The sequence below is a fragment of the Streptomyces sp. NPDC048462 genome (assembly GCF_043200175.1).
GTDB lineage: Bacteria > Actinomycetota > Actinomycetes > Streptomycetales > Streptomycetaceae > Streptomyces.
Genome location: NZ_JBICXG010000015.1, coordinates 70,638 through 94,003, shown reverse-complemented (window position 1 = coordinate 94,003; position 23,366 = coordinate 70,638). Strand labels below are relative to the sequence as shown.

General features: G+C 71.2%; 19 protein-coding genes and 1 pseudogene. 8 read left to right on the top strand and 12 right to left on the bottom strand.

Annotation, left to right across the window (positions count from 1 at the left end):
- Positions 1-56: 56 nt before the first annotated feature.
- Entirely contained in the window at positions 57-542 is a 486-nt protein-coding gene (locus ACGFU6_RS24280; RefSeq protein ID WP_393613781.1) for a rhodanese-like domain-containing protein, read from the top strand.
- 76 nt (positions 543-618) lie between these two features.
- On the opposite strand, the gene ACGFU6_RS24275 is transcribed toward ACGFU6_RS24280, so the two are convergent.
- Both ACGFU6_RS24275 and ACGFU6_RS24270 read right to left on the bottom strand, forming a co-directional pair.
- A complete protein-coding gene (locus ACGFU6_RS24275; protein WP_393613779.1) occupies positions 619-2,304 on the bottom strand; it encodes a DUF885 domain-containing protein in 1,686 nt (561 codons plus the stop codon).
- A 38-nt stretch (positions 2,305-2,342) separates the two neighbouring features.
- Positions 2,343-2,861 carry an Lrp/AsnC family transcriptional regulator gene (locus tag ACGFU6_RS24270; RefSeq protein WP_393613777.1) on the bottom strand — a complete coding sequence of 173 codons (519 nt, stop codon included), beginning with the start codon at positions 2,859-2,861 and terminating at the stop codon, positions 2,343-2,345.
- A 59-nt stretch (positions 2,862-2,920) separates the two neighbouring features.
- Between ACGFU6_RS24270 and ACGFU6_RS24265 the strand changes: the two genes are divergently transcribed.
- Positions 2,921-4,177 carry a trans-sulfuration enzyme family protein gene (locus ACGFU6_RS24265; RefSeq protein ID WP_393613776.1) on the top strand — a complete coding sequence of 419 codons (1,257 nt, stop codon included), beginning with the start codon at positions 2,921-2,923 and terminating at the stop codon, positions 4,175-4,177.
- On the opposite strand, the gene ACGFU6_RS24260 is transcribed toward ACGFU6_RS24265, so the two are convergent.
- The 4 genes from ACGFU6_RS24260 to ACGFU6_RS24245 all read right to left on the bottom strand — a co-directional run bounded on the left by ACGFU6_RS24260 (position 4,101) and on the right by ACGFU6_RS24245 (position 11,367).
- Complete coding sequence (locus ACGFU6_RS24260) at positions 4,101-5,576, bottom strand: GNAT family N-acetyltransferase (RefSeq protein WP_393613937.1); 1,476 nt, start codon at positions 5,574-5,576, stop codon at positions 4,101-4,103. The two genes, ACGFU6_RS24265 and ACGFU6_RS24260, sit on opposite strands and share 77 nt — an antisense overlap.
- A gap of 160 nt (positions 5,577-5,736) precedes the next feature.
- Positions 5,737-8,403, bottom strand: coding sequence for a DUF6493 family protein (locus ACGFU6_RS24255; protein WP_393613774.1), 2,667 nt, complete (start codon positions 8,401-8,403; stop codon positions 5,737-5,739).
- Positions 8,400-9,773: an SWIM zinc finger family protein gene (locus tag ACGFU6_RS24250; protein ID WP_393613773.1), complete on the bottom strand. Its 1,374-nt coding sequence runs from the start codon at positions 9,771-9,773 to the stop codon at positions 8,400-8,402. Before ACGFU6_RS24250 ends, ACGFU6_RS24255 begins: the two co-directional genes overlap by 4 nt.
- A gap of 133 nt (positions 9,774-9,906) precedes the next feature.
- Positions 9,907-11,367: a PLP-dependent aminotransferase family protein gene (locus ACGFU6_RS24245; RefSeq protein WP_393613772.1), complete on the bottom strand. Its 1,461-nt coding sequence runs from the start codon at positions 11,365-11,367 to the stop codon at positions 9,907-9,909.
- Between the two features lie 47 nt (positions 11,368-11,414).
- Between ACGFU6_RS24245 and ACGFU6_RS24240 the strand changes: the two are divergent.
- Positions 11,415-12,263: pseudogene (locus tag ACGFU6_RS24240) on the top strand (DMT family transporter); the annotation flags it as partial.
- Positions 12,264-12,320: 57 nt separating this feature from the next.
- Here the strand turns inward: ACGFU6_RS24240 and ACGFU6_RS24235 are convergent.
- Complete coding sequence (locus ACGFU6_RS24235) at positions 12,321-13,151, bottom strand: alpha/beta fold hydrolase (RefSeq protein ID WP_393613771.1); 831 nt, start codon at positions 13,149-13,151, stop codon at positions 12,321-12,323.
- A 153-nt stretch (positions 13,152-13,304) separates the two neighbouring features.
- Here ACGFU6_RS24235 and ACGFU6_RS24230 point away from each other — a divergent pair, with 153 nt between their 5' ends.
- Positions 13,305-14,189 (top strand): RNA polymerase sigma-70 factor, encoded by an 885-nt coding sequence (locus ACGFU6_RS24230; RefSeq protein ID WP_393613770.1) that lies wholly within the window; start codon positions 13,305-13,307, stop codon positions 14,187-14,189.
- 360 nt (positions 14,190-14,549) lie between these two features.
- Positions 14,550-15,317 (top strand): GntR family transcriptional regulator, encoded by a 768-nt coding sequence (locus ACGFU6_RS24225; protein WP_393613769.1) that lies wholly within the window; start codon positions 14,550-14,552, stop codon positions 15,315-15,317.
- A gap of 51 nt (positions 15,318-15,368) precedes the next feature.
- Here ACGFU6_RS24225 and ACGFU6_RS24220 read toward each other — a convergent pair whose 3' ends face one another.
- The 3 genes from ACGFU6_RS24220 to ACGFU6_RS24210 all read right to left on the bottom strand — a co-directional run bounded on the left by ACGFU6_RS24220 (position 15,369) and on the right by ACGFU6_RS24210 (position 18,763).
- The gene (locus ACGFU6_RS24220) at positions 15,369-16,526 is read right to left on the bottom strand and encodes an ROK family protein (RefSeq protein WP_393613767.1); all 1,158 of its coding nucleotides are present in this window, start codon (positions 16,524-16,526) and stop codon (positions 15,369-15,371) included.
- Between the two features lie 409 nt (positions 16,527-16,935).
- Positions 16,936-17,586: a response regulator gene (locus ACGFU6_RS24215; RefSeq protein WP_393613766.1), complete on the bottom strand. Its 651-nt coding sequence runs from the start codon at positions 17,584-17,586 to the stop codon at positions 16,936-16,938.
- A gap of 4 nt (positions 17,587-17,590) precedes the next feature.
- Entirely contained in the window at positions 17,591-18,763 is a 1,173-nt protein-coding gene (locus tag ACGFU6_RS24210; RefSeq protein WP_393613765.1) for a sensor histidine kinase, read from the bottom strand.
- Positions 18,764-18,871: 108 nt separating this feature from the next.
- Between ACGFU6_RS24210 and ACGFU6_RS24205 the strand changes: the two genes are divergently transcribed.
- The 3 genes from ACGFU6_RS24205 (at position 18,872) to ACGFU6_RS24195 (ending at position 21,154) form a co-directional block, all read left to right on the top strand.
- Positions 18,872-19,807 carry an ABC transporter ATP-binding protein gene (locus ACGFU6_RS24205; protein ID WP_393613764.1) on the top strand — a complete coding sequence of 312 codons (936 nt, stop codon included), beginning with the start codon at positions 18,872-18,874 and terminating at the stop codon, positions 19,805-19,807.
- Entirely contained in the window at positions 19,804-20,547 is a 744-nt protein-coding gene (locus tag ACGFU6_RS24200) for an ABC transporter permease (RefSeq protein ID WP_393613762.1), read from the top strand. Before ACGFU6_RS24205 ends, ACGFU6_RS24200 begins: the two co-directional genes overlap by 4 nt.
- 169 nt (positions 20,548-20,716) lie before the next feature.
- Entirely contained in the window at positions 20,717-21,154 is a 438-nt protein-coding gene (locus ACGFU6_RS24195; RefSeq protein ID WP_393613761.1) for a hypothetical protein, read from the top strand.
- Between the two features lie 156 nt (positions 21,155-21,310).
- On the opposite strand, the gene mug is transcribed toward ACGFU6_RS24195, so the two are convergent.
- Positions 21,311-21,889, bottom strand: coding sequence for a G/U mismatch-specific DNA glycosylase (gene mug / locus ACGFU6_RS24190; protein ID WP_393613759.1), 579 nt, complete (start codon positions 21,887-21,889; stop codon positions 21,311-21,313).
- Positions 21,890-21,908: 19 nt separating this feature from the next.
- Positions 21,909-23,351, bottom strand: coding sequence for an adenylosuccinate lyase (purB, locus tag ACGFU6_RS24185; RefSeq protein ID WP_393613758.1), 1,443 nt, complete (start codon positions 23,349-23,351; stop codon positions 21,909-21,911).
- Positions 23,352-23,366 lie beyond the last annotated feature (15 nt).

The following is a 23,366-nucleotide window of genomic DNA, read 5'->3' as shown; positions in this document are numbered from 1 at the left end:
CCACTGCCGGGGATCTCGTCTTCCGGCAAGGCTCCTTCGGCCATAGATTTTCGACCATGACCCCACAGCCCACCACCACCGACCACCCCGTGCTCCGGGTGCCGCCCGCCGATCCGGCCGTCGCCGCCGCCCACTTCGCGGCCTCGCTCGCCTTCCACGCCGACGCCTCCGACGTCGCCGCCGCACTGGCGACGGGCGGAGACCCCGGGTTCGTACTCCTCGACTCCCGTTCCGCCGAATCCTGGGACCAGGGGCACATCCCCGGCGCGGTGCACCTGCCGACATCGCTCATCGCCGGGCAGGCGGATGAACTGCTCGACCCGGACGTGCCCGTGGTCACCTACTGCTGGGGGCCCGGCTGCAACGGCGCCGCCCGCTCGGCGCTCGTCCTCGCCGGACTCGGCTACCGGGTCAAGGAGATGCTCGGAGGCTTCGAGTACTGGGTGCGCGAGGGCTTTGCGTACGAGACCGCGCGGGGGGCGGAGCGGCGCGGCGCCGACCCGCTCACCGCACCCGTCGGCGCCGGGGCCTGCGGCTGCTGACCCGTGGCCACCGACCGGCCCTCTGACGGCGGCAGGCCGGGTCCGGGGACGGCCCCGGCCCGGCCCGCCGGTCCGGTCAGAGCTTGGACAGCTCGTCGACCAGGTCGTCCAGACCCAGCGGCCCCTGCGAAAGGGCCGCCATGTGCCAGGACTTGAGGTCGAAGGCGTCCCCGTGCGCCGCGCGGGCGTTCTCCCTGCCCAGCAGCCAGGCGCGCTCACCCAGCTTGTAGCCGATGGCCTGCCCCGGCATCGAGAGGTAGCGGGTCAGCTCGCTCTCCACGAAGTCGGCGGGCCGGCCGCTGTGGTTGCCGAAGAACTCCTGGGCCAGTTCGGGCGTCCACCGCTCACCGGGGTGGAACGGGGAGTCGGCCGGGATCTCCAGCTCCACGTGCATGCCGATGTCCACGATCACCCGGCAGGCGCGCATCATCTGCGCGTCCAGGTAGCCGAGGCGCCGCTCGGCGTCGGGCAGGAAGCCCAGTTCGTCCATCAGCCGCTCCGCGTACAGCGCCCAGCCCTCGGCGTTGGCGCTGACGATGCCGATGGACGCCTGGTAGCGCGAGAGGCTCTGCGCGACGTGCGCCCACTGGGCGAGCTGGAGGTGGTGACCGGGCACGCCCTCGTGGTACCAGGTGGAGACGAGGTCGTACACCGGGAACCGGGTCTCGCCCATGGTCGGCAGCCAGGTACGGCCGGGCCGCGAGAAGTCCTCGGACGGACCCGTGTAGTACGGCGCCGCGGCGCCGCCGGGCGGGGCGATCCGGGACTCCACCTTGCGGACCCGCTCGGCGAGTTCGAAGTGCGTGCCGTCCAGGGCATCGATCGCCTCGTCCATCAGCCCCTGCAGCCAGGCCTGGACCTCGTCGACGCCCTCGATGTGCTTGCCGTGGACGTCGAGGTGGGCCAGCGCCTCCCAGGGGCCCGCGCCGGGCAGCACCTTCTCGGCCTCGGTGCGCATCTCCGCGAGCAGCCGGTGGTACTCGGACCAGCCGTACGCGTACGCCTCGTCGAGATCGAGGTCGGTGCCGTTGAAGTAGCGCGACCAGCGGGCGTACCGCTCGCGGCCCACCACCTCGGGAGCGCCTCCGACGGCGGGCGCGTACACCTCGCGCATCCACTGCCGCAGCTCCTCCAGGGCCTGCGTGGCCTGCCGGGCGCCATCGTCCAGACCCTCGCGCAGCACGTCGGGACCGGCTGCGGCGAAGTCCTGGAAGAACCCCGTCGTGCCGTTGCCGATCCACTCGTCGAGCTGGCCGATGAAGGTGGTGGTGGCGCGCGGACTGCCGTAGAGCTTGCGCTCCAGGCCGAGCGCGAGGGACTCGCGGTAGCCGGCCAGCGCGGCCGGAACGGCGCGGAGCCGGTGGACGACCGCCGCCCAGTCCTCGTCCGTCTCGGTGGGTGTCACGGTGAACACCTCGCGCACCGAGTGCGCGGGGGAGTGCAGGTTGGAGACGGCGCGCAGCGCCTCATCGGCCTCGTGCACGGCGAGTTCGGCGGTCAGCCGCTCGCGAAGGAGACGGCCGCAACGCCGTTCGGCGTCATCGGCCGCGCCGGGGAGCTGCTCGGCACGGTCGAGCCCGGCGAGCGTGGCGCGGGCCAGCCGGGCCAGTTCCTCCTGGCCGGCGGGGGAGAAGTCGGGAAGGCGGCGCGAGCTTTCCGCGACACCCAGGAAGGTGCCGGAAATCGGGTCGAGTCGGATGAACGCGTCGACGTAGGCGTCGGCGACCTGGCGGGGCAGCGCGCTGCTAGGAGTGTCTGACATGTGGACATCCTCGTACGGAGAGGGGCTCCCCGTCACCATCAACCGGGCTCGGAGACCTGACACGCCGCCGGCCCAATTGTGTTCGCGGCGGGCGGCAGCAACGGTCCGCACTCCCACTGCTGGAAGATCAGCCTGGTCTCCACCCTGGCCACTTCGCGGCGCGAGGTGAACTCGTCCAGCACCAGCCGTTGCAGATCGGCGGTACCGGTGACAGCCACATGCACCAGATAGTCGTCCGGACCGGTCAGATGGAAGAGCGCCCGGGACTCGGGCAGTGTCCTGATCCGTTCGACGAACGGGCCGATGAGCTCCCTGCGGTGCGGCCGGACCTGCACCGACAGCAGCGCCTCCAGGCCGCGTCCCATCCTGGCCGGGTCGAGCCGCAGCTGGTGGCCGAGGATGACGCCCGTGCGCCGCATCCGCGTGACCCGGTCCAGACAGGTCGACGGAGCGACCCCGACCTCGGCCGCGAGATCGCGGTAGGTGGTCCGGGCATCGTTCTGCAGCAGGCGCAGAATGTGCAGATCCACCGTGTCCAGAGCGACAGAATCGGTCATCTTCCGAACGTAGCACGGCTTCTGGCGCGGATCGCCCGGCCGCTGTTCAGAGTGGTGACATGGACACCGAAGCCTCGATGGCGCCCTCGACGACAACCCGGTCCAGGGCGCTGGCCACCGAAGCAGTGCACGCCGGACGCGACGACCTCGCTGCCCTCGGCCTGCACGCCCCGCCGATCGATCTGTCCACCACCTACCCCTCGTACGACTCCAGGGCGGAGGCCGAGCGGATCGACTCCTTCGCCGCCACCGGCGCCCGGCCCGACGGGCCGCCGGTCTACGCCCGGCTCGACAACCCGACCACCGGCCGGTTCGAGACGGCGCTGGCCCGGCTCGAAGGCGCCGCGAGTGCCGTGGCGTTCGCCAGCGGCATGGCGGCGCTCACCGCTGTCCTGCTGGCCCGCGCGAGCATGGGACTGCGCCATGTGGTGGCCGTCCGCCCGCTGTACGGCTGCAGCGACCATCTGCTCGGCGCCGGGCTGCTCGGCACCGAGGTGACCTGGACGGACCCGGCGGGCATCGCCGACGCGATCCGCCCCGACACGGGCCTGGTGATGGTGGAGACGCCCGCCAATCCGACGCTCAAGGAGGTGGATGTCCGGGCGGTCGCGCACTCCTGCGGCTCCGTACCGCTGCTCGTCGACAACACCTTCGCGACACCGGTTCTCCAGCGTCCCGTCGAGCACGGCGCGCGGATCGTGCTGCACAGCGCGACGAAGTACCTGGGCGGCCACGGGGACGTGATGGGCGGAGTCGTTGCCTGCGACGAGGAGTTCGCCGCCCGGCTGCGCCAAGTGCGCTTCGCCACCGGCGGCGTGCTGCATCCGATGGCCGGATACCTGCTGCTGCGCGGTCTGTCCACGCTGCCGGTCCGGGTACGGGCCGCGTCCGCGAGCGCCGCGGAACTCTCCCGCAGGCTGGCCGCCGACCCGCGGATCGCCCGCGTCCACTACCCCGAACTGGGCGGTGCGATGGTGTCCTTCGAGGTCTTCGGGGACCCCCACCGGGTCATCGGCGCGGTACGGCTCATCACGCCCGCCGTCAGTCTCGGCAGCGTGGACAGCCTGATCCAGCATCCCGCCTCGATCAGCCACCGCATTGTGGATGAAGGAGACCGGCAGGCGGCGGGGGTGGGCGACCGGCTGCTGCGCATGTCGGTCGGCCTGGAGGACGTCGAGGACCTCTGGGCCGATCTCTGCCAGGCGCTGAGCGGCGAGGAGCCCGCCGTGCGTCAGGGCTTCAGTGACGTGCCTGCTCGTGCGGGGGCAGGGCGAGCGGGAGCGACCGTTCCGGAGTCGCGCTCAGCCGGGCGGTGATCACCAGCGTGCCTTCCTCGATCTGGTAGTCGAGCGGCAGCGAGAGCGCGCGCATGGCGGCGACCATGCCGGTGTTGGACGCCTGGGTGACGGCGTAGACGCTCTCGCAGCCGGCCTCGACGGCCAGCGCCACCAGACGGGCCAGCAGCTCGGAGCCGATGCCCCGGCGCTGCCAGTCGTCCTCGACGAGCAGGGCGACCTCGGTCTCGTCGCCGTCCCAGAGCAGATGGCCGAGGGCGACCAGCCGGCCGGAGGCCGTCTGCACGGCAAGGGTGCGGCCGAAGCGGGGGCTCAGCAGGTGGTCGAGATAGCGGTCGGCGTCGCGGACCGGGCCGTGGTAGCGCAGTCGCAGGGTCTGCTCCGAGCAGCGGTCATGCATGGCGCGGGCCGCTTCGAGGTCGGCGCGGTCCGCCCGGCGCACGGTGATCGCGTTGCCCTCGGGCAGGGTGAGCACGTGCTCGCTGCGCGGGACGCGGGGGCCGAGCCGGGCATCGAGCTCGACCAGGGCGCGGGCCCTGGCGAACTCCGTGGGAGTGAACGGGAGATAGGGCCGCTCCACCGTGATGACGCCGCCCGAGGGGTCACGCAGTCGCATCACCGTCTCCTCCAGCACCCCTTCGACGGGTGCGGTCTCACCGGTGGCGCGTCCGGTGACCGAGACAGCGGGCAGCGAGTGGATGGTGCACCGGCCGAGCAGCTGTCGCAGGGCGAGCGGGAGTTCGGCGGCGTCCAGTGCGGTGCGGGTGGCGAGGCCGAGCACCCGGGTCGGGGCGTCGACCAGGTCATGGGCGTCGGCGCGCTCGATCCAGGTGGAGCTGCCGCCGGCGGCGGAGATCGCCCGGGTCAGCCGGGACGCCGGAAGCGCGGCGGGGGCGCGCAGCAGGAACTCGTCGACGGTGCCCTGCGCCAGGGGGTGCGTCTGCAGGGTGAGGATGTCGATCCGGTACTGGGCCAGCACATTGCAGAGCGCCGCCAGGCTGCCGGGAGCGTCCCGGACCGTGGTGCGCATCCGCCACAGTGCCGTCTCCCCGGAATCGGAGCCGGGTACCGGGTGCGGCGCGTGGCCGTGGGCCGGGGCCTGGCCGGGGTCCGGCGCGTGCCCCGGGTCGGGTGAGGCGACTGCTGTCCTCGGCTGCGGGGCGGCGGAGGCGTCGAGGGCCGGCGCCCCCTCGGACTCCGGCGGTGGCGCGTGGCTGTGCCGCCGTGCCCACCAGGTGTGGAACGCGGCAGTCGCGGTCAGCGCCAGGGCCGAGGCGATGAGCAGATACGGTCCCTCCGGCTGGTGTCCGATCAGGTTGGCGATCGCGTCGGCGACGGCTACCGCGGTGAACAGGGCGGCGAGTTCGATGAGATCCCGACGCCAGTGGTGGGGGCGGCGGGCGCTCTTGGCGGATGTCACATCAGTCATGACTTCACTGTGACGGAGCGGTGTTGCCTGATCACGAACGCCTTGTGACCGATGGGTTAAGTGTGGATCTAGTCGCCTATCGTCGCTTTTTGGCCGCTTGGCCGCTTGGCCGCTTGGCCGGGGCGCGGCCGAGCCACGTCCCGGCCGGGGCTCAGGCGGCCTCCTCCTGACCCCAGGCGGCCTGCAGCCGCGCCGCCTGCCGAACCAGTTGCGTCGACCCGCCGCGCGCGGCCGTCGCGGCGAGACCGGTTATGTGTCCGGTCCCCTGCGGGCCGCAGCGCTCCGCGCACTGCGCGGCCACGGCCAGCAGATCGCTCAGTCCCCGGGGAGCCCGCTCACGGGACAGCAGTGCGGGCAGCACCGGGAGCAGCACCGAGAGCACGGTCCGGTACGCGCCGGTCTCGGCGGCGGCTGCCACCGAGACCGCCAGCCGTACGGGTTTCACCAGCTCCCGGCCGATGAGCGTGTTCAGCTCGCCGCCCAGGAGCGCCGCATCGAGCTGTCCCCGGGCGGCGAGGGTGAGCAGGGTGTCCACGGCCGACAGCCGGTCCTCCGGATAGCGGGCACCCAGCGCGTACCCCAATGCCAGATGGATGGCGCCGCCGGCGGGTGCTGCGGTCTCGACGAGGGCGGGCAGGGGCGCCGCGCTTCCGCGCTGGTCCTCGGCGCATGTGGCGACGAAGGGCAGCAGCCACGCCGCCAGCGTCTCACTGTCCTCGGGCAGCACGGCCGTCCACTGCGGGGAACCACCGCCCCAGTGGTAGCAGGTCTGCTGTCCCGGGGTGTGCGGGCGCCCGAGCCAGTGGAAGGCGCGGGGAAACTCCTGCTGGATGACCAGCCGTTCCCTGGTGGCCAGCAGGATGTGCCGCGCTCCGGCCGCCGACTGCTGCAACCAGCCCCGGGCCGGGGGTGCTTCGGCCTCCACATGGTGCCGGAGCACCGGCGCGACCGGTTCGTCGGCCCGGATCCAGGCGGCCAGCCGGTCGCCCTGCGCGGTGCCGAGCGCGGCGGCCAGGTCGGCGGCCTCCTCGCCGCCCGTGCGCCGGACACGGAGCAGGGCCTGCGCGAAGTCGACGGGGCCGGGCTCGGCCCCCAGCTCCCGGTAGCGGTGGAGCCGGTCGACCAGCTCCATCGGGTCCAGGGACCCGGTGTGCCAGGTAGGGGTGGCCAGCAGGAAGGGCAGCTCCCCGGTCCGTATCGCGACAGCGGCCTCCCACAGCCGTGCGTGCGTCACCCCGTCGAGGGCGGCGTGGAAGCAGGTGCCTGTAGCCGCCGACCGGGCCCGGTTCTCGGCGAGGGCGTGCTCCGGTACCTGTTCGAGCAACGACGCCACGACGACGTGCAGGCCGTCGTGGTGCCTGATGAACCGCCAGTCGATCTCGCTCTGCTGACCGGCCTCGGCCCACCACACCCCGGCGAGCGCCGGGCGCAGGGCTTCGACCAGGGCGGAGCGGTTCGTACGGGTGCACCGGATGAGCCCGTCCAGAGTCCGCTCGAACTCGTGGACCTGCCGCGAGCCGGTCCGCACCAGGGCCACCACCTCCTCGACGAGCTCGGCGGTGTTCTCCGTGGCGGGGGAGAGGCGCCTCGGGACGGGGGCCGGTGGCAGGATCTCCTCGTGGACGTCACCGGACTGCCCGTCGTCGAGCAGATCGCCGAACAGGGCGACGGCTTCCGGCCGGTGCACCGGCCCCAACTGTGCCGCCATATAGGCCAGTTCCTGGCGAACGTCGGCCGGGGCCGAGGGGACGTGACGGGCGGTGAGCTTGAGTGCCCGCTCCTGGATTCCGATGTCCGGGTGCCCGAACGCCTCGCCCACCACGGGCAGCAGCTGTCCGGCAGCCGACGGGTCCCGGCGCAGCACCTTTCCCAGCAGCACCAGTTGGGCGCGGACCAGCTTCTTCTCCGTGCGGAAGAGCACCGGACCCGAGGCGTCGGCCAGCTGGGCGACGGACAGCCTGCCGTGACCGTCCAGCCGGGCGAGCACCTCCTGCGCGTGTCCGGCCACCGGCGAGGGGCCGTCCGCGGTCATGGCGATCCAGTCGGAGGTCCATTCGGCCTCCTCCTGGGCCGTGGGTTCGAGGCTGCGCAGCAGCAGCGTGCAGAAGCGCAGGTCGGCGGTCTTACCGCCGCGCAGCAGGCGGGTGACACAGCGTTCAAGGAGGACGGTCCGGTCCAGCAGCCCCTCCGCCGTGAGTGTGGTCAGCGCGGACGGCCAGTTGTCGTCCGGATCCGGGTATCCGGCCCAGGCCACGGTGGCGGGCAGCTCCGGCATGTCCAGAAGGTGTGGTGCCAGGACGCCGAGGTACGGTTCGGCGCGCAGGAGATCGGTCAGCGGCGGGTTCGGCCGCTGCCGCCACCGTGCGGCGTTGATGCGTTCGGCCCAGCCGCGGACCATGCCGTCGGAGGCGGGCAGCGGACAGTCCGCCATCCGTACCAGTTCGACGACGAGCCGGTACTCCGCCTCGGAGTCGACGGAGCGGGCGGCCAGCCGGTGGGCGAGATCGGCGAGCCAGGCCGGATCGCGGTCGGCCAGCGCCTTCAGCACCCATGGATAGGGCGAATGCTCCCACTCGCGCAGTTCCCGGGCGCCGATCCAGGCCGCGCAGCCCGCCGCCCCCGCATGGCAGCCGGCACCGGCCACCAGGACGGCCTTCAGGGTCCTGGTGCGCTCGCGCCACTCCCAGTCCCGCGCCTCCTTTCGCACCGTCTTCAACTCGGCCAGGGCCAGTCTGCGTTCGGCCCGGTCCAGCGGTGCCACCAGCCCGGGCACATCCCGATGGCGGCCGTCGCGCACGGCGGCGAGCAGCTCCTTCATCGCGCACCCGCGGTGACCGTCGTGCCCCGGCGGGTCATCCGGACCGCCAGCGCGTGTTTGCACGGACCACGCCGGCCCCGGTAGTCGGCCCACCACTGGCAGGTGCAGCTCAGCGCACCGTCGCTCTCGCGGACCTGGTAGCGGCGGTCGCCGGAGGTCACGGACGCCAGTTCGCCGTCCAGGACCACCGCGCCCGCCCCGGCCAGCTGCCGTGCGGCCACCAGGCGCGGGTTGTGCCGCTCGGCCCGGTCCGCGTCGTACGGCAGCTCGCGGTGGAAGTAGGCCGCGTCCGCGAGGTCGTAGCCCACACGGCCCGCCGTCCCCAGCCGGACGAGCGCCGCCCGCACCCGTTCCACCGGCAGGCCCGACTCCTCGGCCAGATCGGCCGGGTCGATCCTCGGCTCCCAGGCGAGCAGCACGGAGACCAGCTCGGCGTCGGCTGCGGCGTCGTCGGTGGCGAGGGCCTCCAGCACGCCGCCCTCACCGGAGAAGCCTCGCGAGGCGTCGGGCGACAGCGTCAGAGTGAGCCGCATGCCAGGCAGCACCACCTCCCAGGCGCTCGCGGTGGGGGTGCCTTCCGCCACCGGGCCGTACACCCGCAGCGCCGTCGCGTGCCGAAGGACGCGCTGCAGGGCGACCAGCCGCTGCGGCCCCGGCAGACAGACGGCCCCCTGCGTCGGCCGCGTCGTCGGCCGCAGGGTCTTTCCGGCGGGAACCACCCACTGGGCGCCCAGCGATGCCGTGCCCGAGGAACGGGGCAGCGACCGCAGGAACCGGACGGCCTCGGCCGCCGGAAGCTCCGCCCGCAGATCGAAGGCGGCGGAAGCGACCTGTGCCTCGGCGAAGCCCCGCAGCCACCGGTCCGGCAGCGGAACCTTCTTCTCCACGACGCGACCGTCCAACGTGGTGACGGCCATCTCCTGCGGCCCCACCCGCAGATGCAGCGGGTCGTCGCCCGCTATCCGCGAAAGCGCCTCGCGCAGCGGATTGTTCACATCGACATTGGTCGTGCCGTGCCCCGTCTCCGCCCCGTCCAGGCCGTCCCGCAGCACGTCCAGACGGGCGTACACCCCGCAACAGCCGGAGAACGACTCGAAGCGCAGCCGGTCGCCGTTCCCCGTCACCACCGGGTCCAGTGAGGAGAACAGCGATCGCCGGTAGTAGCGCGCTGCCGCCACGTCCGCCACCGCGAGCAGGCCGCGGGCCGCGATCCGGGGGGAGCTGAGGAAGCCCTCGAAGAACCGGGGATGGGGCTCGGCGCCGCGTGGCGTGAGACCGCCCGCTGTCTCCAGGCCGAGCAACTGCCCTGCCTGGGAGGACTGCAGAGCGGACGGACGTGAGTAGGCCAGCGCCTGTACGGATCGGGTCATGAGGAAAACGGTAGGACCCACCACTGACAACGGGTCCGCCGCGGCGTCGGCGGACCCGTATCCGCAGCTCCCGGCCGGGCGGCCAGTGGGTCGAGTGGAAGGGCGCACGGGGGCGAGGCGAGACGGACTCCGCTCAGCCCAGGACCTGTTGGGCCTCGGCCAGCAGCCGTACCCCCCGTTCGATGTCCGCCGGCGCCAGTTGCGCGTATCCCAGCACCAGGCTCACGGAACGGTCCGAGGGACGCACGGTCCCGCATTCGCTCATCAGCCGCAGCGCGATCCCGGCGGCGGCGGCGCGGGCGGCGAAACCGGCCTCGGGGCCGTACCGTTCGGGCAGCCGGGCGATGATGTGAAGTCCTGCGGCGATGCCGCTGACCTCGGCACCGTGGAAGTGCTCGGCCAGCGCGGCGGTGAGGGTGTCTCGGCGTGCCCGGTAGGCGCGCTGGCAGCGCCGCAGCTGACGGTCGTAGCCTCCCCGGGCGATGAAGTCGGCGAGAACGGCCTGGTCTATGGCGGGATTGCCGAGATCCATCGTGCGTTTGCGGTCGACGATCTCGTCCGTCATCGACGCCGGTGCCAGCAGCCACCCCAGCCGCAGACCGGGTGCCAGCGATTTGCTCACCGACCCGGTGTACACGACATGCTCCGGATCCAGCCCCTGCAGCGCTCCGACGGGGGCCCGGTCGTAGCGGAAGTCGCCGTCGTAGTCGTCCTCCATGATCACCCCGTCCACGTCCCGCGCCCAGTCCAGGAGCTGACTGCGGCGGGCGGCGGAGTACGCGATTCCGGTGGGGAACTGGTGAGCCGGGGTGGTCATCACGGCACGCAGCCGGGAGCGCACGAGGGGCTCCGTGGCCAGGCCTTCGTCATCGAGCGGCAGCCCGGTCGTGGCAAGGCCCGTCGAGGCGAACAGCGTGGCGTGTTCGGGGCTTCCGGGATCCTCGACACCGACGGTCCGCATCCCGCGTTCGCGCAGCACGAACCCGAGCAGCGTCGTCGCCTGCGCCACTCCCGAACAGACCAGCAGGCGCTCCGGATCGGCCACCACCCCGCGCCGCCTCGCCAGCAGGGCCGCCAGTGCGACCCGCAGCTCGGGAAGCCCACGTGGATCCGGATAGCCCAGCGCACTGTGCGGCAGCCTGCCGAGCACCGAACGGTGCGTGGCGGCCCAGGCACTGCGCGGAAAGAGCGAGAGGTCCGGCGTACCCGGCCGGAAGTCGACGAGGGTGCCGGGACCGCGCGGCGCGAGGTCGCGGGCCCGGTTCGCCGCGGCACGGGCCGATCCGCTCACCCAGGTCCCCGCGCCGCGTCCGCTGTGCAGATAGCTCTCGGCGGTCAGCTGTTCGTACGCCTCGGTGACCAGACCCCGCGAGACGCCGAGATCGGCAGCGAGCTCACGACTGGACGGAAGCCGTGTCCCCGGTGTCAGACGGCCGGAGCGCACGGCGTCGCGCAACGCCGACTGGAGGGCACGGCCGCGCCCGCGCGCCGGAGCCGACGCTGCCGGAAGCAGCAGCTCCCAGGCGGCGGAGAACGCTTCCCGGTCGCTGCCCCCGCCGCTTTCCGGTACTGAATTGGTCCCCGAAGACGTCATGGAAGTGGACCTTAAACCGGACCGCCCGGCTCCATAGCGTTGGCACCATGAATACGACCTCTCTGCGCGGCGCTGTGCTCGCCGCCTTCGCCTGCACCCTGGTGGGCGCCTCCTTCACCGCCAACAGCCTCCTCGGCGACTACCCGTACGCCGGTGGCCAGGCGCTGCGCTACGGCCTGGCAGCCCTGCTGCTCCTGCCTCTGCTGCGGCGGGGCGGGGCGCCCCCGCCCACTGCCACACTGCGCACGCTCACCGGCCGACAGTGGGCGCGGCTCGCGCTGCTCGCGGCCGTCGGAATGGTCGGCTTCAACCTGGCCGTATTGACCGCCGAGCAGAGTGCGGAACCCGCAGTTCCGGGAGTCTTCGTCGGCTGCGCGCCGATCGTCGTGGCAGTGCTGGTGCCGTTGCTGGACGGGCGCCGGCCGACGCGCGCCGTGCTCTACGCAGCGGGACTGGTCGCCGCGGGTGCCTTCACGGTCCAGGGCTGGGGCCGAACCGACCTGGCGGGCATCATCTGCTCCGTCGGCGCACTGGCCGGCGAGGTCGGCTTCGCGGTCATCGCCGTGCCCGTCCTGCGTCCGCTCGGTCCGCGGCTGCTGTCCGCCACGGTCTGTGTGATCGCCGCCGTGGAGTCCGTCGTACTGGGCCTGCTTCTGGACGGCGGAGGCTTCCTGCCGATGCCCTCCGGCGGCGAGGCGCTGGCGCTCCTCTGGCAGGCCGCCGTCGTCACGGTCATCGGATTCGTCTGCTGGTACATGGGCCTGCAGCGCATCGGCGCCGAGCGCGCCACGCTCTTCTGCGGCCTGGTCCCGGTCTCCGCCGCGCTCACCGCACCTCTCGTCGGCACCGGTTCCTACGGTGTCGCGCAGGCCGCCGGCAGCTGCCTGGTCGGGCTGGGCGTGGCCCTCGGGTCGGGCTTCCTGCGCCGGAGCGGGTCCGTGCCCGCGACGGACTCAGCGGCTGGTGTCGAGAATCACCCGAGCCACGAGAGCGGGGTCGTCGTTCATCGGGACATGGCCGCAGCCGGGCAGCCGGACCAGACGGGCGCCGGGCACAGTGTGCTTGGCCCGGATTCCCTGGCGGCGAAGGAGCAGCCGGTCGCCGCTGCCCCAGGCGATGGTTATCGGCAGCCCCGGCACATCATCGGTGAACATGACATCGCGTCCGGCGGCCAGCGTCTGGTCGAAGCCGGTCGCCTCGCGCAGGGCGAGCGTCTCGAGCACCGCAGCCTCCGGTGAACGGCGTCCGGGCCGGGCGTAGATGGTGCTGGTCAGGACCGTCCGTCCGGCCTGGGTGCGGGAGAGCCGCTCTATGAGCGGCAGTGGCATCGAACCGGCGGCGAGCCGCATCGCGCGCAGCGTGCCGAACGCGTAGCGCCGCTCGCGCTCCGTCCAGAAGCCGGCGGGCGAGAGCGCCGTCACCGAGCGCACGAGCTTCATGCGCCCCAACTCCAGGGCCAGCAGGCCGCCGAGCGAGTTGCCCGCCACATGGGGGCGGTCCAGGCCCAGCACCTCGCAGAAGGCCCCCAGCAGCGGCGCCACGGTCTTCAGGCCGTACGGGACGCCGTCGGGCTGCGCGGGAGAGGCGCCGAAGCCCGGCAGGTCGACCGCGATGACGTCCCGTTCCACGGCGAGGACGGGGATCACCGGGTCCCAGGCCTGGCGGTGGTGGCCGATGCCGTGGAGGAGCAGCAGCGGCTCCCCGGCCCCCGTCCGCTCGTACGCGACGGACACGGCCCGCGGCCCGCGCGGTGAATCGACGGTGAACGAGGCCGTGGTTGCCATCGAAACGCTCCCGGGTGTTCCGGCACGGTGCGGCCGTGCCCGCAGGCGACTTAGACAAGCCGTCAACAAGAATTACCGTCAGGCAGCTTGGAGTTCAAGAGGCCAGGGCGATTCGAACTGGACAGGGTGGGCCACGTCGGCTGGGATGGGGCGGTGGCAACCGACATCGTGACCGACGTGTTCGAAGAGCACAGGCCCGTACTCACCGGGGTCGCCTACCGCATGCTCGGCCGGATCGCCGATGCGGAGGACGTGGTCCAGGAGGCGTGGCTCCGCTGGTCGTCCGTGGTGCGTGAGGACGTGCGCGAACCACGCGCCTTCCTCGTGCGGACCGTCACCCGCCTCGCCATCGACCGGCTGCGTCAGCTCCGGTCGCGGCGCGAGTCGTACGTCGGGCCCTGGCTGCCCGAACCCCTCGTCACCGACTTCGGTCCCGCCGTGCCCGACACCGCGGAGCAGGTCGCCCTCGCCGACTCCGTCTCGGTCGCGGTGCTCGTCGTTCTTGAATCGCTGTCCCCGCTGGAGCGTGCCGTCTTCGTCCTCCGCGAGGCCTTCGGCTTTCCGTACAGCGAGATCGCCGCGACGCTCGACCGGACGGAGGCTGCCGTCCGCCAGCTCGCCGGGCGCGCCCGGCGCCATGTGGAGGAACGCGAACCGCGCTACGACGTCGACCCCGTCCAGCGTCGTGACCTGACGGAGCGATTTCTCGCGGCGGCCGCGGGCGGCGACATCGAAGCGCTCCTCGCTCTCCTCGCACCGGACGTGCGGCTCGTCGGCGACAGCGGTGGGAAGTCGAAGGCGCCGCTGCGGATCCTGGAGAGCGCGGACAAGGTCAGCCGCTTCCTCCAGGCCGTCGCGCAGCAGCCGGTCTCGGACCTGGAGGTCCGGAGTCTGGAGTTGAACGGCGGACCGGCACTGTTGGTCCTCATCGGCGGAAAGCCCGATTCCGTCATGCAGGTGGAGGTGAGGGACGGCCGCATCCAATGCGTATATATCGTCCGCAACCCGGACAAACTCATCACGTTCGATGGCGCCTAGCCAGCTGGAACCGCTCCCCCCCCCGCAATCCACGCGCCTCCGTACTTCTCCACTTCCCCTGTGGCCCTCTCGCGTCATTTCCTTCCCTTCGCTCCCTCTCGGTCGCCTCCGGCCGGTAGGACCCGGAGCGCCCGCGAAGCCCCACGGACCCGCCCGGACGTGGGGCTTTGTGCTGCGCATGGCGCACCGGTGCGCGAACGCCCTGTGAACGCTCTGCGACAGCACCCCGTTTCACAGGGTTACCGGCTAAGGATTGGTCTTGACCAAGGGGGTGCGCCGTCCTATGGTCGCAACGTTAAGACAGGAACCTTTAATAAATAACGTCGCGGAAAAGCCGCTGGGCGATTGCGGAGGACAAGGGTGGGGACCACGCAGCTGGAATCGGTACCGGAGCCGAAGTACTGGCACCTCAAGACCGTGCTCAGTGAGGCACTCGACTCGGACTTTGCGGTGGGGGAGGTCCTTCCCAACGAGCGGGAGCTCGCCGCCCGGTTCGGCGTCGCACGTGCCACGCTGCGGCAGGCACTGGAGCAGCTCGAACTCGAAGGCAGGCTGCAGCGCCGCCGGGGGGTCGGAACCACGGTCGCGCCGCCGCGCCTGGGCGTGGCCGTCTCCACCGCTCAGCACGACTGGAGCGGAGGCGGCGCGGGCGAGGCGTGGCAGCCGGTGGACTGCCAGAGCGCTGCCGCACCCGCGGCGGTGGCCGATGCACTCGACGTGGGGGGTGAGGAACTGGTCCACATCGTGCGCCGGATCCGCGTCTCCCACGGGCAGACCGTCGCGGCGGAGCTGCTGTACGTGCCGTCGTCCTCGGTTCCCGAGCTCTCGGCGATAGACACTCCGTCCGGCTCCGCCAGGGCCCGCAGCATCGTGCGTGAGCTGCACCGTCTCGGGCTCGACGGCCAGGACCGCTCGGTGGAGCTCGGTTCGGCACGCGCTGACGACGCCAAGGAGCTCGACCGGCTTCCGGGGGCTCCCGTCCTCGTCGTCACTACCCGGTACCTCGCCGCAGGCGGGACGGCAGCCGTTTCCATCGCCACCTACCGGGCCGATACCTGCCGCCTCACCTTCGGTGACTCGGGCGACGTGGAGATCAGCCACCACGACCAGCAGCGCCAGGCATCCTGACCGGACGCCCCCCGGCCGCCCGCCGGACCCGCACCGTACGGCCCGTCGCGCTCAGCGGCGGGCCGTCACCGTTCCCTCCACCGCGAACAGCTGCTCCTCGACGTGGTCGAGTGCCAGCCGCAGGGCCCCTGTCGCGACAGCCGCCTCGCCGAGCAGTGACAGGGCCACCCTTGGGGGCCGGAGGCAGTAGCGGGCCAGCTCGCCCCGGAGCGGGTTCAGCACCCCGTCCAATCCGGCGGCCCATCCGCCGACGACCACCAGCTCGGGATCGAGCGCCAGGACCAGTGCCGCGACATCGTGGACCAGCCGCTGAATGAAGCGCTCGACCGCGGCCTGGGCCTGCTCGTCGCCATGCCGCGCCTTCGCGAACACGGCGGCCACCGCACGCTCGTCGAGCGGGTCCAGAGGGGTGTCCGTCGTGGAGAGCAGCTTCTCCGGTGTGACATCGCGGCCGAGCAGATGCAGCGCACCGATCTCGCCCGCCGCACCGCCGAAGCCGCGGTGCAGCCGTCCGCCGATCAGGGACCCCGCTCCGGGGCTCAGCCCGGCCAGCACGAACACGATGTCGTCGGACTCCGTGGCCGCGCCCTTCCAGTGCTCCGCGACGGCTGCGGCGTTCGCATCGTTCTCCACGAGAACCGGGCAGCGGAAGGAGCGCCGCAGCCGTTCACCCAGTGCCAGGCCGGTCCAGCCCGGAAGGGCGGTGCCCAGCCTGACGGTGCCGTCGGCCTCCACGATGCCGGGACTGCCGACCCCGACCGCGCGCAGGCTGCTGCGGGCCACGCCGGTCCGCCGCAGCACCTCCGCGACCACGGTCCGCACCTTCTCGAGACGGTCGTCGGCGCAGGCGGTCTCCGATACGGCCCGTGAGCCGGCGCCGATGATCCGGCCGTCCAGGCCCGACAACAGCGCCGAGACCCGGTGCGGGCCGATCTCGATGCCCAGCAGATGCCCGGCCTCGGCACGGAACCGGAAACGCCGGGCCGGACGGCCCTGCCGTCGTGCCTCGGCGCCGTCGGGCGCCGACTCGACGACCAGGCCGGCCTCGAACAGTCCTTCCATGACGCCCTCGACCGTCGGCCGCGAAAGACCGGTGATCCGCGTCAGGTCCGTGAGGGTCGGGGAACCGGCGCCCCTGAGGGCGTGCAGCACCACCGCGGAATTGATCCGACGCAGCAACGACGGGTCCCCACCGGTCAGCCGGCCCACGGTGTGTCCTCCCAGCTCGTGCGCATGTCAGGCGGATGGTACTCGTTGCAAAGGGGCGGGGCGACCGCGGGACACAACGCCGTCCGGGAAGGACGGGAAGCACCCGGTGCCCGGCCCCGCTCCGGCCCCGCTCCGACCCTCCGTCGGCCTCCTTTCGGTCCTGCTTCGGTCCTGTTTTGCCCCTGTCGCGGTTCTCCTTCGGCCTTGCCTCGGTCCGACTTCGATCTGCGTTCGGCTGGGTCCGGTGCCGCGTGCCGCGTCAGCGCCGGCTCCTTGGGGGCGCACGCCGGGTCCGGTCCGAGGCACTGCCGGGTTCTAAGGGACCCTGGCGGGTTCGGCCCGGATCGGTGGGGCTCGGCCCGGCACCGAGTCGGGTTCGGCCGGCTTCATGTGGGGTTCGGCCCGGGGGTCAGCTGGGAGCGACGAATCCGGACTCGTAGGCGGCGATGACGGCCTGGGTACGGTCGCGGGCGTTCAACTTCGCCAGCACCGCGCTGACATGGGTCTTCACCGTCTGCACGCCCACCACGAGCCTTTCCGCGATCTCCGCGTTGGACAGACCCCGGGCCATCAGCCGCAGCACAGCGGCCTCCCGCTCGGTGAGCGAGGCCCGCTCCATGACCTCACGTGCCCTGCTCGTGCCGTACTCGGCGGCGAGCTGCCGCACCGCCGCCGGGAACAACAGGGACTCGCCCTCCGCCACCAGCCGAACCGCGTTGACGATCTCGGCCGGCCGGGCCCGCTTGAGGAGGAAACCGTCCGCCCCCGCGCGCAGCGCCTCGTAGACGTATTCGTCATTCTCGAACGTCGTCACCACCAGGATCTTCGGCGGATCGGGCACCGTGCAAAGCACGACCCTGGTCGCCTCGATACCGTCCATCAGCGGCATCCGTACGTCCATCGCCACGACATCGGGCCGCAGCTGACGTACCAGGGGAATCACTGCGGCTCCGTCACCCGCCTCGCCGACGACCTCGATGTCTGGCTGGGCCTCCAGGACCGCACGCAGACCCGCGCGGACCAAGGGTTCGTCGTCGACGAGAAGAACGGTAACCGGCATTCGGTCAGCGTATGCGGTTCAGCGGAAGGCTCGCGTGCACCATCCATTTCCCTTCGTACAGGCCCGTCTTGGCACTTCCGCCCAGCAGAGCGGCTCTCTCCCGGATACCCCGCAGCCCGCTTCCACCCCCGGGCGTACCAGTCGAACCCGTGAATGGATTGGTGACCTCCAACTCCAGCCGGCCCTCCGCGACGCTGATACGGACCCGGACCGGGGCGGCCCGCGAATGCCGCAGGGCGTTGGTGAGGGACTCCTGAAGGATGCGGTACCCCTCACGGGACACCGAGCCCGGAACCTGCTCCAGCGGGCCGGAAACCTCGGCATCGACCTCCGCCCCGGCCCCCCGCGCGGAGTCCAGCAACCGGTCCGCCTCAACCAGGGACGGCCTTTGCCCCGCAGGCGTATCCGACTCGCGCAGCACCCTCAGCACCCGTTCCAGATCCTCGAGCGCGTCGCGGCCGGTCTCCTCGATCGCCACCAGCGCACGTTCGGTGAACTCCGGGTCACGTGCCGCCCTCGCGGCACCCGCCTGCACCACGGCCACCGTCAGGGCGTGGCCGATCGAATCGTGCAGCTCGCGCGCGATCCGATTGCGCTCCAGCAGTTGTTCGGTGCGTGCCTCCAGCGCCGTCAGTCGCTGGACCGGCGTCGGGCCCAGCAGCCAGCGGGCCGCCGCGGTGATCAGCTCACCACAGCCCACGATCACCGCGAGCATGATCAGCAGTGGAACGGGTGTGAGGAGGGCGGCCCACCAGTGCGGTCCGAGTCCGCTGGCGAACCATTCGTCGCTCGGTGCCGAACCGAACGTCGAGCGGACGAGGTCGACCGCCGTGGCCGAAAGCCAAACCGTTGCGAGTCCGGCCAGGCCCGCGCAGAGCAGCCGCACCTCCAGCCAGAGTGCGGTCCGCCAGCGCTCGGACCAAGAGACCGACGGTGCAACGGAGATGGTCGCGTCGGGAGTGCCGCGCTCCGTGGGCGTGAGCAGCAGTTGCGCCTGCATCCCCTCAGCGAGCCGCATGCCGGGTATCAGGCCGACCAGCGCCGCGAGGACGAGAGGCACCCACGGCGTGTCCATCGAGATGAACAGCCACACGCTCACAGCGGCGGACGGCATGAGCAGATGCAGCCAGCGGGTATAGGTGACCAGCGCGGTCAGTGGGTGGAGGAAGCGGAGCATGCCGCCCATCGTGCCAGCGCGATCAGGGGCGGCGGCTCCCCCGCAGGAGGGAGATGATCCACTCGCGCGGGGGAGGATCGTGGCCGGCGGGGCGGCCAGGCTGAGGACATGAACAGCATCGACGTCCACGAGCTCACCAAGGACTACGGCGCGACCCGTGCTGTGGACCACCTCACCTTCAGTGTGCGGCCCGGCAGGGTCACCGGATTCCTCGGGCCCAACGGCGCGGGCAAGTCCACGACCATGCGGCTGGTCCTCGGGCTGGACCGACCCACGGGCGGCACCGCCACCATCGGCGGGCAGGCATACGCGGCCCTGAACGAGCCGCTGCGCCGAGTTGGTGTACTCCTCGATCCGCAGGCCGCTCACGGTTCGCGGACGGCCCGCGACCATCTGCTGGCGCTCGCGACGAGCAACGGCATGGGCCGCGCAAGAGCAGAGGAGGCGCTGGAGGAGGCCGGCCTCGCCCAGGTGGGCGGTCGCCGGATCAAGACGTTCTCTCTCGGCATGCGCCAGCGGCTCGGTATAGCGGCCGCGCTACTCGGTGACCCGGATGTAGTCATGCTGGACGAGCCGTCGAACGGGCTGGATCCGGAAGGCATCGTCTGGATCCGGGAACTGATGAAGCGGCTCGCCCGGGAGGGCCGGACAGTGCTCGTTTCCAGTCACCTGATGAATGAGACGTCCTCTTTTGCCGACCACCTGATCGTACTCGGGCGGGGACGGCTCCTCATCGACCTGCCGATGCAGGAGTTCCTCGACTCCCGCAGCCGCCCCAGGGTGCGAATGCGCACCACGGAATCCGCCCGGCTCGGCGAGGTTCTGGCACGCAATGGACACCGGGCCGTACAGGGGGAGGACGGTCGTTGGACCGTCGAGGGAGTAAAGGCGCAGGAGATCGGAGCGATGGTGGCCGGAGAGGGGATTGCGGTCCTTGAGCTCATCGATGAGCAGGCCACGCTGGAACAGGCCTACCTGGACCTCACCGCCGGCGCCGCGGAATTCGCTTCCGCGGCCACGCCCACCACGCGTCAGGAGGCATGATCATGTCGACAACCGCAGTCCTGCGTTCCGAGTGGATCAAGATCAGATCGGTGCACTCCATCTCAGGATCCCTGATCGCCGTCTTCCTCGTCACCATGGTCGTCACAGTGCTCACCTCCGCCACTGTCGGCCAGGCCGAGGCGGCCGACGCGGACGCCGAACTCGTCTTCGGCGCCTTCTACGCGATGAACTTCGGCCAGATCGCGGCCATCAGCTTCGGCACGACGGCGATTTCGTCCGAGTACCTCAATGGCGCGCTGCGCATGTCGCTCGCGGCCGTTCCGCGCCGCACTCATTTCTACGCGGTGAAGATGTCGCTCATCGGAGGACTGGCGCTGGCGGTTGGCCTCATCACAGCCTTCGGTTCGTTCCTGTTGGGGCAGCTCTTCATGGGGGAATATGCCATTGGTCTGGGAGAACCAGGCGCCCTGAGGGCCGCGTTCGGAGGCGGGATATATCTGGCATTGATGGCGATCTTCGCGGCGGGGCTGACAGTCCTGCTGCGCAGCGCGGTGGCGGTGCTCAGCCTGCTCATCCCCTTCGTCCTGATTGTCTCGTTCGTAGTCGGTGACATAGCCGGCAGCGCGGCCGACTATCTGCCGGACCGGGCCGGACAGTTGGTGCTGCACCAGCACCCGGACGGCAGTCTGGGCCCATGGACGGGACTGGCCGTCACCGCCGGGTGGGCCGCGGTGGCGTTGTCGGCCGGATGGTGGGCGCTCCAACGCCGCGATGCCTGAGCGGAGACTCCCCGGCAGGTCACCAGTTCACCAGGTCACCAGGACGCGCGGACAATCCGGACGGCAGAACGAGGGTCGAGAGGATGAGGGGTAGGGATGAAACGGCTTAAAACTCTCCAAAGCGTGGGGTGGGGACTCGATTGTCAGTGGCGGGCGGTTTACTGACGGCATGACCACCGCACATCAACTCCGCCTCATCGATGGGATGCGCAACCGCGAGTTTCCCGCGGAGCGTGTCCGGTCGGGCACGGGAGTCAGCGGGCCCGGCTATCACACCGCCTTCCTGCACGCGGACGACGATGGCTGGGACGAGGACGAGGCGGCGCGGTTGGAACACCGGGCGCAGTGTCTCGCGGAGCACGACGCGCTGATCACATTGCTCGGTGCGCGCTGGGGGGAGCCGCAGCTGGTCAGTCTGTGGAGCGCACAGGAGCGCATGATGGCCGGCGAGGTGATAGCCGATCCCTGGGCCGAGACGGTTGCGGGTTGTGAATTCTTCCGGCTCTGGCACATCGAGGAACGATGGATAGCCCTGGGGCTCTGCCTGGAGGAGTACGGGCCCGGGTGCGAGCTCACTGTCGTGGTGACGGAGATAGACCCGCCGTGAGGCGCGCGGATCGCATGAAGCATCTGAGGCGCGGACCGCGTCGCTCCTGCTGACTGCGCCCCGGGGGGCCATGCAGAGACCGGGCCGACCGGGCGGGCTGGGCACGCAGGGGAGCAATGGAAGCTGAGGGCTGCACCGGCAGCCTCGCCCCGGCGGTCAGTTCTTCGTGCCGGTCCCGATGCCAGTCCCTGCGCGGGGATCCGCGGTGACGGCCTTGCGGAGCCGTCCGTACTCCGCGGCCATCGACTGAGCGGTCCAGTGGGCGTTCAGGCCGCTGGGGTTGGGCAGGGCCCAGACGTGCGCTCCGCCGATTGTCCGTTCCTGCCGTCCGATTTGGGCCCGTCGTTCACCGAATGCCGTCCGGTAGGCCGTGATGCCGACCACCGCCAGCCACTGAGGCCGTAGCGTCGCCACCTTTGCGGTGAGGATTTCGCCCCCCGCGCGGAACTCCTCGGCGGAGAGTTCGTCGGCCCGGGCGGTGGCTCTGGCGACCACGTTCGTGATGCCGAGCCCGTGCTGGAGCAGCTCGGACTGTTCGGAAGGCCTCAGTTGCCGCGGTGTGAAACCCGACAGGTGGAGTACCGGCCAGAAGCGATTCCCGGGGAAAGCGAAATGGTGGCCCGTGGCACCAGTCATCAGGCTCGGATTGATTCCGCAGAACAGCACGCGCAGGCCGCCCGCGACCACGTCGGGAACAGTGCGGTCACGGGCGGCCTGGAGCTCATCGGGTGTCATAGCGCGATGGCACGCAACATCAGAGGATGGAACCCGGTGTGTACCCGGCAGCCTCCGGGTGCTGCTTGGTGATCTCCTCGATCCGGGAGAGGAGTGCCGTGACCTGGTCGCCCGCAGCGCCCGTGAACGAGAGCTTGTCGGACATCAGCTCATCCAGCTGGGCACGGTCCAGCGGAATGCGCTCATCGGCAGCCAGTTTGTCCAGGAGCTCGTTGCGTTCCGTGCCCTGTTCGCGCATGGCCAGGGCGGAGGCGACCGCGTTCTCCTTGATGGCCTCGTGGGCCACCTCGCGTCCGACGCCCGCGCGCACCGCACCCATCAGAACCTTGGTGGTGGCGAGGAACGGCAGGTAGCGGTCCAGCTCCCGGGCGACGACGGCGGGGAAGGCGCCGAACTCGTCGAGCACCGTCAGGAAGGTTTCCACGAGACCGTCGAACGCGAAGAACGCGTCCGGCAGCGCCACCCGGCGCACCACGGAGCAGGACACATCGCCCTCGTTCCACTGGTCGCCAGCCAGCTCGCCGGTCATCGACGCGTAGCCGCGCAGGATCACCATCAGGCCGTTGACGCGCTCGCAGGAGCGGGTGTTCATCTTGTGCGGCATCGCGGACGAGCCGACCTGGCCAGGCTTGAAACCCTCGGTCACCAGTTCGTGGCCGGCCATCAGCCGGATGGTCTTCGCGACCGAGGAAGGGGCGGCGGCCAGTTGTACCAGCGCGGTCACCACGTCGTAGTCGAGCGAGCGCGGGTAGACCTGCCCGACGGAGGTGAAGGCCTGCGCGAAGCCGAGGTGGCCGGCGATGCGCTGCTCCAGGTCGGCCAGCTTCCCGGCGTCGCCGCCCAGCAGGTCGAGCATGTCCTGTGCCGTGCCGACAGGTCCCTTGATGCCGCGGAGCGGATAGCGGCCGAGCAGGTCCTCCAGGCGGCCGTAGGCCACCAGCAGCTCGTCGGCCGCTGTCGCGAAGCGCTTGCCGAGCGTCGTGGCCTGTGCGGCGACATTGTGGGAGCGGCCGGCGATGACCAGCTCGCGGTACTCGCCGGCCAGCCTTCCGAGCCGGGCCAGCACGGCCACGGTGCGGTCGCGCATCAGTTCGAGGGACAGCCGGATCTGGAGCTGTTCGACATTCTCGGTGAGATCCCGGGACGTCATGCCCTTGTGGACCTGCTCATGGCCGGCGAGGGCGTTGAACTCCTCGATGCGGGCCTTGACGTCGTGCCGGGTGACCTTCTCGCGCTCAGCGATCGAGGCCAGGTCGACCTGGTCGAGGACACGTTCGTAGTCAGCGAGAGCGGCGTCGGGCACCTCGATCCCGAGGTCCTTCTGGGCGCGCAGCACCGCCAGCCACAGCTGACGTTCCAGCTTCACCTTCTGCTCGGGGGACCAAAGGACGGCCAGCTCCGTGGAGGCGTAGCGGCCGGCCAGGACATTGGGGATGCGAGGCTTCGCAGACACAGCAGTCACGTGTCGTGAGCTTAC